The organism is Pseudomonas sp. AK106 (assembly GCF_053903055.1).
Genome location: NZ_CP096426.1, coordinates 5,004,395 through 5,018,449 on the forward strand (window position 1 = coordinate 5,004,395; position 14,055 = coordinate 5,018,449).

At 59.7% G+C, this 14,055-nt stretch carries 10 protein-coding genes and 2 tRNA genes; 2 read left to right on the forward strand and 10 right to left on the reverse strand.

What is annotated here, in order from left to right; translation table 11 throughout:
• Positions 1-238 precede the first annotated feature (238 nt).
• From M1E04_RS22025 to rnr, 8 genes are all read right to left on the reverse strand, one after another.
• Entirely contained in the window at positions 239-2,548 is a 2,310-nt protein-coding gene (locus M1E04_RS22025) for a YgiQ family radical SAM protein (protein ID WP_456292045.1), read from the reverse strand.
• A 168-nt stretch (positions 2,549-2,716) separates the two neighbouring features.
• Positions 2,717-4,114, reverse strand: a complete 1,398-nt coding sequence (dnaB, locus tag M1E04_RS22030; protein WP_065987793.1) for a replicative DNA helicase — start codon at positions 4,112-4,114, stop codon at positions 2,717-2,719.
• A 149-nt stretch (positions 4,115-4,263) separates the two neighbouring features.
• The gene (rplI, locus tag M1E04_RS22035) at positions 4,264-4,710 is read right to left on the reverse strand and encodes a 50S ribosomal protein L9 (protein WP_065987794.1); all 447 of its coding nucleotides are present in this window, start codon (positions 4,708-4,710) and stop codon (positions 4,264-4,266) included.
• A 19-nt stretch (positions 4,711-4,729) separates the two neighbouring features.
• Complete coding sequence (locus M1E04_RS22040; protein WP_065987795.1) at positions 4,730-5,626, reverse strand: YybS family protein; 897 nt, start codon at positions 5,624-5,626, stop codon at positions 4,730-4,732.
• Between the two features lie 38 nt (positions 5,627-5,664).
• Positions 5,665-5,895, reverse strand: coding sequence for a 30S ribosomal protein S18 (gene rpsR / locus M1E04_RS22045; protein WP_037015707.1), 231 nt, complete (start codon positions 5,893-5,895; stop codon positions 5,665-5,667).
• 28 nt (positions 5,896-5,923) lie between these two features.
• Positions 5,924-6,346, reverse strand: coding sequence for a 30S ribosomal protein S6 (rpsF, locus tag M1E04_RS22050; protein ID WP_065987796.1), 423 nt, complete (start codon positions 6,344-6,346; stop codon positions 5,924-5,926).
• Between the two features lie 270 nt (positions 6,347-6,616).
• Complete coding sequence (gene rlmB, locus M1E04_RS22055) at positions 6,617-7,366, reverse strand: 23S rRNA (guanosine(2251)-2'-O)-methyltransferase RlmB (protein WP_296309641.1); 750 nt, start codon at positions 7,364-7,366, stop codon at positions 6,617-6,619.
• Positions 7,363-9,981 carry a ribonuclease R gene (gene rnr / locus M1E04_RS22060; protein WP_369319100.1) on the reverse strand — a complete coding sequence of 873 codons (2,619 nt, stop codon included), beginning with the start codon at positions 9,979-9,981 and terminating at the stop codon, positions 7,363-7,365. Before rnr ends, rlmB begins: the two co-directional genes overlap by 4 nt.
• 213 nt (positions 9,982-10,194) lie before the next feature.
• Between rnr and M1E04_RS22065 the strand changes: the two genes are divergently transcribed.
• Positions 10,195-10,281: transfer RNA gene (locus M1E04_RS22065), tRNA-Leu, on the forward strand.
• 194 nt (positions 10,282-10,475) lie between these two features.
• Positions 10,476-10,562 (forward strand) — tRNA-Leu (locus M1E04_RS22070).
• A gap of 75 nt (positions 10,563-10,637) precedes the next feature.
• Here the strand turns inward: M1E04_RS22070 and M1E04_RS22075 are convergent.
• Entirely contained in the window at positions 10,638-12,572 is a 1,935-nt protein-coding gene (locus M1E04_RS22075; protein ID WP_456292046.1) for a methyl-accepting chemotaxis protein, read from the reverse strand.
• Between the two features lie 150 nt (positions 12,573-12,722).
• Positions 12,723-14,015, reverse strand: a complete 1,293-nt coding sequence (locus M1E04_RS22080; RefSeq protein WP_065987799.1) for an adenylosuccinate synthase — start codon at positions 14,013-14,015, stop codon at positions 12,723-12,725.
• Positions 14,016-14,055: the final 40 nt, after the last annotated feature.

Genomic DNA, 14,055 nt, shown 5'->3' on the forward strand with positions numbered 1-14,055 from the left:
CCTCCTGCGAGCCTGGACGGTAACGGAGCTGCGCAAGACTTATGCCACCCCGGCAAACCAGGCGCCCCCGGTGTGGAGGTTGCCTGTTCAGCCAGGCACAGCACCAAAATCGCGCCACCCTCAACGAATGGTGCAAGGGTCGCACGGAAATGAGGCGGGTGGGGTTATTTGCACTGGAATGCAAAACGCCAGCTCGAAAGCTGGCGTTTTGTTGTTCGGTATCGCGCGGCGCGGGACCTTAGCGTGGAAAGACCGGCTGACGCGAAGGCTTCTTGCTTTTGCCGCCTTTGCCACCCTTGGCGGCATCAGCGCGTTCCTTGGCGGCGTCCCGGTTACGAGCTGCCGCAGCGGCCTTGGCCTCTTCGCGCTTGTCCCAAGGCTTGCTGCCGTCGCTCGCACGTTGAGGCAAACCCGTGTGCTGCGTCAGGATCTTGGTGGTCTTGGCGACCTTATGACTACCGGCCGGCGTCGAGTTCTTGCGGCGCGCGCTCTGATAGCTATCGGTTTCAACCTGATGCAGCGGAATCAACTGGTGCTTGCCCGGCCCGATCAGATCGGCACGGCCCATCCGCTCAAGCGCTTCACGCAGCATCGGCCAGCCCTTCGGATCGTGGTAGCGCAGGAACGCCTTGTGCAGACGGCGCTGCTCCTCGCTCTTGACGATGGTGACCGAGTCGCTCTTGTACGTGACCTTGCGCAACGGGTTCTTGCCGGAGTGGTACATGGCCGTCGCACTGGCCATCGGCGACGGATAGAACGCCTGCACCTGATCCGCACGGAAGCCGTTGCCCTTGAGCCACAGCGCCAGGTTCATCATGTCTTCGTCGGTCGTGCCCGGGTGGGCCGCGATGAAGTAAGGAATCAGGTACTGCTCTTTACCCGCCTCCTTGGAGTACTTCTCGAACATGCGCTTGAACTTGTCATAGCTGCCAATGCCCGGCTTCATCATCTGGTTGAGCGGGCCTTCTTCGGTATGCTCAGGCGCAATCTTCAGGTAACCGCCGACGTGGTGCGTCACCAGTTCCTTGACGTACTCGGGAGATTCAACGGCCAGGTCGTACCGCAGACCGGACGCGATCAGAATCTTCTTCACGCCGGGCAGTTCACGGGCGCTGCGGTACAGCTGAATCAATGCCGAGTGATCGGTGTTCAGGTTCGGGCAGATACCCGGGAACACGCACGACGGCTTGCGGCACGCCGATTCGATTTCCGGGCTCTTGCAGGCGATGCGATACATGTTCGCCGTCGGCCCGCCGAGGTCGGAAATCACGCCGGTGAAACCAGGGACCTTGTCCCGGATCTCTTCAATCTCGCGAATGATCGAGTCGTGGGAACGGTTCTGGATGATCCGGCCTTCGTGCTCGGTGATCGAGCAGAACGTACAGCCGCCGAAGCAGCCGCGCATGATGTTCACCGAGAAACGGATCATGTCGTAGGCCGGGATCTTCTCCTTGCCATACACCGGGTGCGGAATGCGCGCGTAAGGCATGCCGAACACGTAGTCCATTTCTTCGGTGGTCATCGGAATGGGCGGAGGATTGAACCAGACGTCCACTTCGCCGTGCTTCTGGACCAGTGCGCGGGCGTTGCCCGGGTTGGTTTCCAGGTGCAGGACGCGGTTGGCGTGGGCATAGAGCACCGCGTCGCCGCGCACTTTTTCCATCGACGGCAGACGGATGACCGTCTTGTCGCGAGTCATGCGCGGGCTCGCCAGAATCTGCACGACCTTCGCTTCGGTCGGATCCTCAACGTCACCCTTTTCCTGCTCGATGGCACAGGCCTGGGTGTCCTGAGTGTTCACGTACGGGTTGATGATCTTGTCGATCTTGCCTGGACGGTCGATACGCGTGGAATCGACTTCATACCAGCCTTCCGGCGTATCACGGCGAATGAATGCCGTGCCGCGAACGTCGGTGATGCTTTCGATCGTCTCGCCATAGGACAGGCGGGTCGCCACTTCAACGATGGCCCGCTCGGCGTTGCCGTACAGCAGAATGTCGGCGCAGGCGTCGATCAGGATCGAATTGCGAACCTTGTCCTGCCAGTAGTCGTAGTGAGCGATGCGGCGCAGCGATGCTTCGATGCCACCCAGAACGATCGGCACGTTCTTGTAGGCTTCCTTGCAGCGCTGGCTGTAGACCAGACTCGCACGGTCCGGACGCTTGCCCGCCATGCCGCCCGGCGTGTAAGCATCGTCGGACCGAATCTTTTTGTCGGCGGTGTAACGGTTGATCATCGAGTCCATGTTGCCGGCCGCGACGCCGAAGAACAGGTTCGGCTCGCCGAGCTTCATGAAGTCGTCTTTTGACTTCCAGTCAGGCTGCGCAATGATCCCGACGCGGAAGCCTTGGGACTCCAGCAGCCGGCCAATGATTGCCATGCCAAACGAGGGGTGATCCACGTAAGCATCACCCGTGACAATGATGATGTCGCAGGAATCCCAGCCAAGCTGATCCATTTCTTCCCGGCTCATGGGCAGGAAAGGCGCTGGTCCGAAACATTCGGCCCAGTACTTCGGATAGTCAAATAACGGCTTGGCTGCTTGCATATCGATGACCAGTGTTCGTGTCTGGGGGCGATTTTCGCTTGGAAATTCGCGGGCGCGGAGAATAGCACAAATTTTGATCAAATCCGACGACAGTAGTCGGATAAGTGATCGGCTTGACTCGCGACTCTGGCACCCTTCCGGCATCAAAGTCGCGATCCAGAGGCCTACTTATTCATCATCATCAAAGTTGTAACTGCCCGGCGCGAGGTTCTCGAAGCGGGTGTACTTGCCGATGAACGCCAGCCGGATAAACCCGATCGGGCCGTTCCGCTGCTTGCCGATGATGATTTCAGCGATGCCTTTGTGTTCGGTCTCGGGGTGATACACCTCATCCCGGTAGACGAACATGATGACGTCGGCGTCCTGCTCGATCGCTCCGGACTCCCGCAAGTCGGAGTTCACCGGGCGCTTGTTGGGACGCTGTTCGAGGGAGCGGTTGAGCTGGGACAGCGCGACCACCGGGCAATTGAATTCCTTGGCGAGCGCTTTCAACGAACGGGAGATCTCGGAAATCTCGTTCGTCCGGTTATCGCCGCTCGAGCCAGGGATCTGCATCAGTTGCAGGTAGTCGATCATGATCAGGCCGATATCGCCATGTTCGCGTACCAGCCGCCGCGTGCGCGCTCGCATCTCGGAGGGGCTGATGCCTGCCGTGTCATCGATGAACAACTTGCGATCGTTGAGCAGGTTGACCGCCGATGTCAGGCGCGGCCAGTCATCGTCATCGAGCTGACCGGAACGGACCTTGGTCTGATCGATACGACCGAGCGACGAAAGCATACGCATGATCAGCGATTCGCCTGGCATCTCCAGCGAGTAGACCAGCACCACCTTGTCGCTGCGCAGCACCGCGTTTTCCACCAGGTTCATCGCGAAGGTGGTCTTACCCATCGACGGACGACCCGCGACGATGATCAGGTCAGACTGCTGCAGACCGCTGGTCTTTTCATCCAGGTCGGCGTAACCGGTAGAGAGACCGGTGATGCCGTCGCCGATGTTGAACAGCGTATCGATGCGGTCAATCGCCCGGGTCAGCAGGTCGTTGACGCTGACCGGGCCGCCTGTCTTGGGCCGCGCTTCGGCGATCTGGAAGATCTGCCGTTCGGCCTCGTCGAGAATCTCTTCGGCGGTACGCCCCTCCGGGTTGAACGCACTGTCAGCGATCTCGGTGCTGATGCCGATCAACTGGCGCAGCGTTGCGCGTTGACGAACGATCTGGGCATACGCCTTGATGTTCGCAACCGACGGGATGTTCTTCGCCAGCTCGGACAGGTAACCGAGGCCACCGACTTGCGACGTCTGGCCTTCCTTGTCGAGCTGCTCGGCGAGGGTCACGACGTCAATCGGCTGGTTCTGATCCGCCAGCTTGGCAATGGCGCGGAATATCAGACGGTGGTCATGACGATAGAAGTCGCCATCCGACACCTGATCAAGCACGCGCTCCCAGGCGTTGTTGTCCAGCATCAAACCACCGAGCACGGCCTGTTCGGCCTCGATGGAATGCGGCGGCACCTTCAGGGCAGCGGTTTGCAGGTCATATTGCTCGGGAGCGGAGATGTCGTTCATGGCCACACGGAAATCAGGGGGTTGAATCAGGATACTCAGAAATGACAAAGGGCACGACCTGCGAACAGGAACGTGCCCAATGCTAACCGACCGAGGAGCGAGTCATCAGTCGGTCAGACCTCTGCACCGAAGCGCAGAAACCATACTGCTTAAGCAGCTACAACAACAACGCGAACGGTAGCTTCGACATCGCTGTGCAGGTGCACGGCTACGTCGTATTCGCCAACGTTACGGATGGTGCCGTTCGGCAGACGAACTTCAGCTTTAGCCACTTCAACGCCAGAGGCGGTCAGTGCGTCAGCGATGTCGTGAGTACCGATCGAACCGAACAGCTTGCCTTCGTCACCAGCGGTGGCAGTGATAGTCACTTCCAGCTCAGCCAGTTGAGCAGCACGAGTTTCAGCAGAAGCTTTCTTCTCGGCGGCAGCTTTTTCCAGCTCTGCACGACGCTCTTCAAACGCGGCCACGTTGGCAGCGGTTGCAGCGGTTGCTTTGCCGAAAGGCAGCAGGAAGTTACGACCGTAGCCAGCCTTAACGTTTACTTTATCGCCCAGGTTGCCCAGGTTGGCGACTTTTTCCAGCAGGATGAGTTCCATTTGGTAAAACCTCTTAACTTTAACCTTCACCGTTCGCAGAACCGTTATCGGCATCTTTCGACGCCAGACGGCCGCGAAAATCAATCAGGCTGTCGACAATGGCAAACACCACCAGCAACGGATAGATCAGCTGCATGAACAGCAACAGCGTGACGTACAACCCCACCAGCCAGAACCGTGTCAGGCGCTTCGCAGCGACCAGACCGTGAATCAGGGCCAGGCCCGCGAACATGAGCGGCACGCTGCACAACGGTGTCAGCATCGCCAGTTGAGGACCGAAGTTCGGCCCCACCAACATGCACACCAGCAGCACCAGCATCGGTGCCCGCGGGAGTTTCAGGCTGCGAAATTCGCGTCCGAAACCGCCCGGGTTATACAACAACGCCTGCCAGTACCGCCCAAGGAGCAGGCATACCACGCTGACGATCTGCAACAACGCTGCAATCAGGCCATTGAGGACGGGCGTAATCAGTGCCCCCAGACGCGCTCGCTCTTCTACCGACATCTGCTGGTAGACATCACCGAAGACGTGGGGCAGGAGCTTTTGCAGCTCCCCCGCCATGGCTTCGATGGGCTCGCGAAACACCGCGCCCAGAACCACTGCATACAACAATCCAACCGCCACGCTGACCAGCAGCACGCGGACCCAGGACTCGCTGGCACGCAACACGGCGGCCAGCCCCCAGGAACCCAGCAACACCATCAGGGTGCGAGGTTCACCGAAATACCACCAGACCAACGCCGGCAGCAGAGCCCAGGCAAGGACGCCCAGGGCGTCACTCATCCCGCGTCGCAGGAGCACAAGGCAACCTGCGGCAGCACTCAACCAGAACAACAGCGGCAATGCCGCACATCCAACCACTACGAGAGTGGCCTGCATGCGGCCGCGCATGATGAATTCAGCCATGGCGCGCATGCGATCTATCCCTTACTGCGTTTGTCGACTACCTGGTCTCAGCGGCCGTGGCTGTCGGTGTAGGCCAACAGGGCCAGGAAGCGGGCGCGCTTGATAGCGGTAGCCAGCTGACGCTGATAACGAGCTTTGGTACCAGTAATGCGGCTAGGAACGATCTTGCCGGTTTCAGATACGTAGGCTTTCAGGGTGTTGAGATCTTTGTAATCGATCTCCTTCACATTTTCAGCTGTGAAGCGGCAGAATTTACGACGACGGAAGAAACGTGCCATGTAATGGGCTCCTCAAAAGGTCCGTGGATTACTCGTCAGCGTTATCGCTGTTGTCGCTGTCATCACCATCGGCGCCATCGGCGTCGGAGTGCTCAGGACGGTCGCGACGCTCACGGCGCTCACTGCGGTTTTCTTCAGCCTTGAGCATTTCGGACTGGCCAGTAACAGCTTCGTCGCGACGGATGACAAGGTTACGGATCACGGCATCGTTGTAACGGAAGTTGTCTTCCAGCTCGGCCAGGGCCTTGCCAGTGCACTCAACGTTCAGCATCACGTAGTGAGCCTTGTGAACATTGTTGATTGCATAGGCCAGTTGACGACGGCCCCAATCTTCCAGACGGTGGATCTTGCCGCCGTCTTCTTCGATCAGCTTGGTGTAACGCTCTACCATGCCGCCGACTTGCTCGCTCTGGTCCGGGTGAACCAGAAAGATGATTTCGTAATGACGCATGAATGCTCCTTACGGGTTGTAGCCTGCCGCCAAAGCGGTCAGACAAGGAGTGAATAACACTGGTTTATCTTGCACAGGGACAGGCACATGAGCGCCTGCCATGACAGCAAGGGGCGCAATTGTAGAGAAGGGGTCGGAGGGGCGCAAGGAGATTGGTGAATATTTGAACAATGACGCTGAGCTACAAGCTACAAGCTACAAGCTACAAGCTACAAGCTGAAGCATAACCGGCTTGCAGCTTGAGGCTTGGGGCTTGCCACTCTTGGCTGACTACTTCTTGGCAGCAGCGCGCTGACGCAGGGCTTCGAACAGGCAGACGCCTGTGGCAACCGAAACGTTTAGACTGCTCACGCTGCCAGCCATCGGCAGGCGCACCAGATAGTCGCAATGCTCGCGGGTCAGGCGGCGCATGCCTTTGCCTTCGGCACCCATGATCAGGATGGTCGGGCCGGTCAGGTCCTGCTGATACAACTCCTGCTCGGCCTCGCCCGCAGTGCCGACGACCCACAGACCACGTTGCTGAAGTTTTTCCAGCGTGCGTGCCAGGTTGGTCACGGCCACAAGAGGGATCACCTCCGCCGCACCGCATGCCACTTTTCGAACGGTCGGCGTCAATGTCGCAGACTTGTCCTTGGGCACGATCACCGCCAGAGCGCCGGCTGCGTCGGCAGTCCGCAGGCAGGCGCCGAGGTTATGGGGGTCAGTGACGCCATCAAGCACCAGGATCAGTGGCGGACCTTCAGTGCGATCGAGCAACTCGTCGAGCATCGCCTCGCCCCAGACCTGGCTCGGACTGACATCCGCCACTACGCCCTGGTGAACACCCTCGACCCACGCATCCATCTCGCGGCGCTCGGCCTGCCCCACCGACACGCGGCTCTGCGCGGCGAGCTCGATAAGCACCTGAACCCGCGGATCGCTGCGCCCTTCAGCCAGCCAGATCTGCTTGACCCGCTTCGGGTGATGACGCAACAACGCCTCTACGGCATGAACACCGTAGATTTTTTCCAGCTGACTCATGACTTCGCCTTAGGTTTGCGCACGCTGCCACTGCCTGAAGCAGAGGTCGAGCCCGATTTGGACGACCCCTTGCGATGCTTGCTGGTTTTACCGGAAGCGCCGGCAGAGTCACTCGTCGACTTTCCCGACGATGCCTTGCTACCACCCTTGGCTTCAGTCAGCAGCGCTTTCTTCATCTCACGGCTTTTGCGTACTTCCGCATTCTTGGCAGCCGCATCACCCGGCCGGTAGGCTTCGGCGACAGGCTCTTTCGCGGTGCGGCGACCGGACTTGGAAGCAGACGACGACTCCTTGGAATCCTTGCCCTTCTCCGCCGCAGCAGGCTCGGACGTTCGACGCTTGCGGCCGATCGGCGCGCTGGTGGTCTTTTCGGACATTTCGAAGTCGATCTTGCGCTCGTCCAGATCAACGCGCATCACGCGCACTTCAACGGTATCGCCCAGGCGGAAGCTACGGCCTGTGCGCTCGCCGGCCAGGCGATGATGGACCGGATCGAAGTGGTAGTAGTCACCCGGCAATGCGGTGACGTGAACCAGGCCTTCGACGTAGATATCGGTCAGCTCGACGAACAGACCAAAGCCGGTAACAGCCGTGATCACACCCGGGAACGACTCGCCAACGCGGTCTTTCATGAACTCGCATTTCAGCCAGTTCGTGACGTCGCGTGTCGCCTCATCGGCACGGCGCTCGCTCATCGAGCACTGCTCGCCCAATTGCTCGAGCATCGCTTCGTCGTACGGGTAAATACGGGCCTTCGGAATGGCGGGAGCACCGGCACGGCGGACGTGCGGGGTTTCCTGCTTGGAGCGGATCACACTGCGGATCGCGCGGTGAGTCAGCAAGTCCGGGTAGCGACGAATCGGCGAGGTGAAGTGAGTGTACGCCTCGTAATTCAAGCCGAAGTGGCCATGGTTATCGGAGCTGTATACCGCCTGGCTCAACGAACGCAGCATGACAGTCTGGATCAGGTGGTAATCCGGACGGTCCTTGATGGTTTCGAGCAGCGCCTGGTAGTCCTTCGGCGTCGGGCCGTCTTTGCCCTTGTGCAGGGAAAGACCCAACTCGCCAAGGAAGGCACGCAGCTTTTCCAGGCGCTCAGGCGGCGGGCCGTCGTGCACGCGGTACAGTGCGGGAATTTCGTGCTTCTTGAGAAACGCTGCAGTCGCCACGTTCGCCGCGAGCATGCACTCTTCAATCAGCTTGTGCGCATCGTTGCGAGTGGTCGGACGAATCTCGGCGATTTTGCGCTCGGAACCGAAAATAATCCGGGTTTCCTGGGTTTCAAAATCGATGGCACCGCGAACATGCCGGGCGCCCAGAAGCACTTTGTACAACGCATAAAGCTGCTTCAGATGCGGTACGACGTCGCCATACTGCTCACGCAGCTGCTTGGCTTCGGCGGCTTTCGGGTGTTCCAGCATCGAGCTGACCTTGTTGTAGGTCAGGCGTGCATGGGAGTGGATCACGGCTTCGTAGAACACGTAGTCCGTCATTTCGCCGGTTTTGGAGATCGTCATCTCGCAAACCATTGCCAGACGATCAACCAGCGGATTCAGCGAGCACAACCCATTGGACAGCTGCTCAGGCAGCATCGGGATCACGCGCTCGGGGAAATACACCGAGTTGCCACGCACTTGAGACTCCGCGTCGAGCGCCGAGCCGAGCTTCACGTAGCTTGATACGTCGGCGATGGCCACGTAAAGCTTCCAGCCGCCGGAGAACAGGCGCAGCTTGCCGGGCTTGGCTTCGCAGAAAACGGCATCGTCGAAGTCGCGGGCGTCTTCACCGTCGATGGTGACGAATGGAAGGTGACGCAGATCGACGCGGTTTTCCTTGTCCTTCTCCTCCACTTCCGGCTTCAATTTGGCGGCTTCTTTCAGCACAGCCTCGGGCCAGACATGAGGAATGTCGTAGGTACGCAGCGCGACATCGATCTCCATGCCTGGCGCCATGTAATTACCCACAACCTCAACCACGTCGCCTTGCGGCTGAAAACGCGGGGTTGGCCAGTGGGTGATTTTCACCTCGACGAACTGACCGACCTTGGCGCCGTTGTTACGGCCCGGGGTAATCAGAACTTCTTGCTGGATTTTTGGGTTGTCCGGCTGGACGAAACCGATGCCGCTTTCTTCGAAGTAGCGGCCCACTACGGTTTCATGGGCGCGGGAGATGACCTCGACGATGACGCCTTCGCGGCGACCGCGACGGTCCAGGCCCGAGACGCGCGCCAATGCACGGTCACCATCGAACACCAGGCGCATTTGCGCAGGGCTCATGAACAGGTCGTCAGAGCCGTCATCCGGGACCAGGAAGCCGAAGCCGTCACGGTGACCGCTGATGCGACCCAGGATGAGGTCCAGCTTGTCGACCGGCGCGTACGTGCCGCGCCGGGTGTAAATCAGTTGCGCGTCGCGCTCCATGGCACGGAGCCGACGTCGCAGGGCCTCGATCTGATCTTCAGTCGTCAGGCCAAATTCTTCCACCAACTGCTCGCGGGCTGCGGGCGATCCGCGCTCGGAGAGGTGAGCCAGAATCAGCTCACGGCTAGGGATGGGGTTTTCGTATTTTTCCGCTTCACGAGCGGCCTCGGGATCGAGGGACTGCCAATCGGCCATTAGAATGAATTCACCTTATCTGTATGTAATTAGTTTGGCATATACCAGATTGAAACGCGAAGACAGCGTTTGCTGGGACTTTTCGCTATTTCAAATTATTTTTGCACGGGGGCTTTACAGCCTTCAATCTCCTCCGTAAGATGCGCCCCACAACGACGGCACTGCCAAGTTGTAGTTGAAATCAAACGAAATATCGAATGAAATCAACGAACTGCCCAGATGGTGAAATTGGTAGACACGCCAGCTTCAGGTGCTGGTGACCGCAAGGTCGTGGAAGTTCGAGTCTTCTTCTGGGCACCAATTCAACGAAACCGAGCTTAGGCTCGGTTTTGTGCATTTTGCGGTTTGAAAAGTCAAGGGTGGCAAAACAGCCGCTAGCGTAGATCACTTCCCCCTGCCCTGTCCTCGCTGCAAATGAATCATCCTGCCGTCTCCCCAATAAATTCAAAAATTCAGTTGCACTCCCGCGAAAAATCTAATTAAATCAGCGCCATGCCCAGATGGTGAAATTGGTAGACACGCCAGCTTCAGGTGCTGGTGACCGCAAGGTCGTGGAAGTTCGAGTCTTCTTCTGGGCACCAAACAAACAAAACCGAGCCGAGTGCTCGGTTTTGTGCTTTCTGGGGAGCTGCAATTGCCCCCCCCCCAGAGCGAAACTACGCTCGAAATTGCCCCAGACTAGCCTTCAGCTGCGCGGCAAGCCTGTCCAGCGTCTTGCCGCTGGCGGTCGTTTCCACCACCGCCTGGGCAGCCTTCTCGGCCTGGGCGTGAATAACCTCTACCCGCCCACGCACCGCTTGCGCGCCCTGAGCCTGATGCTCTGCCGCTCGGGTCGCCAGGCCAATCGCCGCATGAACCTGCTCGACCGACACCTGCACAGAGTGCTGCAGCCGCGCGCTGTCTTTCAGCACTGCGAGCCCTTCCTTGGCCTGACGACCGGCGAGACCAATCGTTGCCACTGCTTCGCGCGCCCCGGATTGCAGCTTGGCGATGTGCTCCTGGATATCGCCCGTTGAGCTTTGCGTCTTGCTCGCCAACGCGCGCACTTCATCGGCGACAACGGCGAAACCTCGACCGGTCTCGCCGGCGCGCGCAGCCTCAATGGCAGCATTGAGAGCAAGCAGGTTGGTTTGCTCGGCGATGCCATGGATCACTTCCAGCACCACTTCAATCTGCTGGCTTTGCTGCGCCAGCCGCTCGATGACCTGGGCACCGGTCTCCACCTGCCCGGCCAGCGCCTCGATCAAACTGCCGACATGATTGGAGGTGCGCGTGTTCTCATCAGTCGCTTGACGAATATCCACCACCTGCCGCAACGCCGCCTGCATCGCCTGGCTCTCGGCCTGCGCCTCGTCAGCCATCTGTGCCAACGCTTGAAGGCTGGCAGCCACCTCATCGCGCTGCAATTCAGCTGCCGCGCCAGCTCCTGCATTGCGTTTGCTCATGGCGCCAATCTCGACGCCAGTCTGCTGCGCCACATCCCCCGCCTCCCGGACGATCGGCTGCAACTTATCGACAAAGCGGTTCACGGCCGCAGCCATGTCGCCTATCTCATCGTTGCTGTTGAGTTTGACGCGCTTGGTCAGATCGCCTTCACCTGCCGCCAGATCATCCAGCGCACGGTTGAGCAACTGCAAGCGCAGCACCACGCGGCGCCCCAGCACAGTCGCCAACACCACCAGCACGCCGAGCCCCACCAGGGACAGCCCGACGCCGATCCTCCAGCGCAACGTGGACGCAGCTTCCTGTACGGCAGAACTGGTATTGGTCGCCATCGCAGCGGCCGACGATTGCGCTGTTTGCAGACGCGAGCGCAATGCGGCAGAGCTCTCGGCCGCAGCGCCGCCCAAGCTCTCCGAGACCAGTTGATCACCGCTGCCGATCAGCGCAGCGAAGCGCTTGTCCAGCGCCGCCAGATTCTCTTCTACCGAGGTGGTTGACACGCCCATGCGGACCTTGCCGATCTCGACGCCATTGGGGCTGATGGACGCTTCAACGTAGTAAACCGAAGGGTCTTTCTGCGCCGCGTTCAGGACCTTGTCCATGGCGCGCTCACCCTCGCCTTTCGCCAACAGGGCCTTGATCGATTCGTTCTCGCGATTCAGGTAACGCGTCAAGTGCTCGCCCTGGGCATCGTCGTAGACCACAAAAAGCACGTTCGGATTACGTTGCGCCCGGCGCGCGAACTCCGACAGCGTCGGCGTATCGCCATCCCACATCGCCCGTGGCGCGACAGCTGCCAGCAGCTCGGCCATGTCCGTCGCCGAATCCCGAAGGTCTTTCTCCAGCGTCGCACGCAGTTGCGCCTGCTCATCTTTAAGGCGCGTCGAGAGGCCGGCACTCAGGCGCTGACGAGTATTTTGCGAAAGACTGTCCAGACTGGACGTTACGTCACGGCTCGCCTGCTCCAGCTCGCCGGTCAAGTGTTGCGAATCTACACCCAGCCGTGCCGCCAGCTCAGCTTCGAGCGCAGTGACGGTGCTCCGAGTGAGGGCGACGGCAACCAGCACTTGCACCAGAAGGGCGATACCAAGAGCAATGAATACGGGCCGCAGCAAGCGGCTGCGCAGAAGAGAATTAACGGCCGACACAGGAGATCCCTCGCCACACACGCCAGCAAAATGATGGCATCGTTTTATAAGCGGAATCACAGCAAGGGTCGTGCCGCAGTGGCGAGTAGTTTCCAGCGGGCAAAACAAAGGGCCGCCGAGGCGACCCTTTATTTGCGCTTCAACGACTTATCAGTCGAACGGATGACGCAGAACGATCGTCTCGTTGCGGTCAGGGCCCGTCGAAATAATGTCGATCGGTGCGCCGACCAGCTCTTCAAGACGCTTGATGTAAGCGCGAGCATTGGCAGGCAGCTCTTCCAGGGTCTTGGCACCCAGGGTCGACTCGGACCAGCCCGGCACTTCTTCGTACACCGGCTCAAGGCCGATGTAGCTGTCGGCGTCGGTCGGTGCGTCGATCACTGCGCCGTTTTCGTTCTTGTAACCCACGCAGATGTTGATGGTCTCGAGACCGTCAAGCACGTCCAGCTTGGTCAGGCAGATGCCCGAGATGCTGTTAACGTCGATGGCGCGACGCAGGATAACGGCGTCGAACCAGCCACAGCGACGCGCACGGCCGGTGGTTGCCCCGAACTCGTGGCCGCGCTTGGCCAGGAACGCGCCAACGTCGTCGAACAGCTCCGTCGGGAACGGACCCGAACCCACGCGAGTGGTGTAAGCCTTGGTGATGCCCAGAATGTAATCCAGGTACATTGGCCCCATGCCCGAACCGGTAGCGATGCCGCCGGCAGTGGTGTTCGAACTGGTGACGTACGGGTAGGTACCGTGGTCGATGTCCAGCAGCGAACCCTGAGCGCCTTCGAACATGATGTCTTTGCCGGCGCGGCGCATTTCGTGAAGCGTTGCGGTCACGTCGAGCATCATCGGCTTGAGCAGCTCGGCGTATTCCATGCACTCGTCGAGTGTCTTCTGGAAGTCGATCGCCGGCTCTTTGTAGTAATTGACCAGAACGAAGTTATGGTAATCCAGGAGTTCGCCCAGCTTGGCGGCGAAGCGCTCGCGGTGGAACAGATCACCGATGCGCAGACCACGACGCGCAACCTTGTCTTCGTAAGCCGGGCCGATGCCACGACCGGTGGTGCCGATCTTGTGCTCGCCACGAGCCTTTTCACGGGCCTGATCAAGGGCCACGTGATAGGACAGGATCAGCGGGCAGGACGGGCTGATGCGCAGACGCTCGCGCACCGGAATGCCTTTATCTTCCAGCTTGGTGATTTCGCGCATGAGCGCATCAGGCGCGACGACCACACCGTTGCCGATCAGGCACTGCACGCCTTCGCGCAGGACGCCGGACGGAATCAGGTGCAGGACGGTTTTTTCGCCGTCGATCACCAGTGTGTGGCCAGCGTTGTGGCCACCTTGATAGCGCACTACCGCGGTTGCATGTTCGGTCAGCAGATCTACGATCTTGCCTTTGCCCTCATCACCCCATTGGGTGCCCAGGACTACGACATTCTTACCCATAACACTTGTCCTCATTCGCGCAAACTTGGTGCCGGCAGCG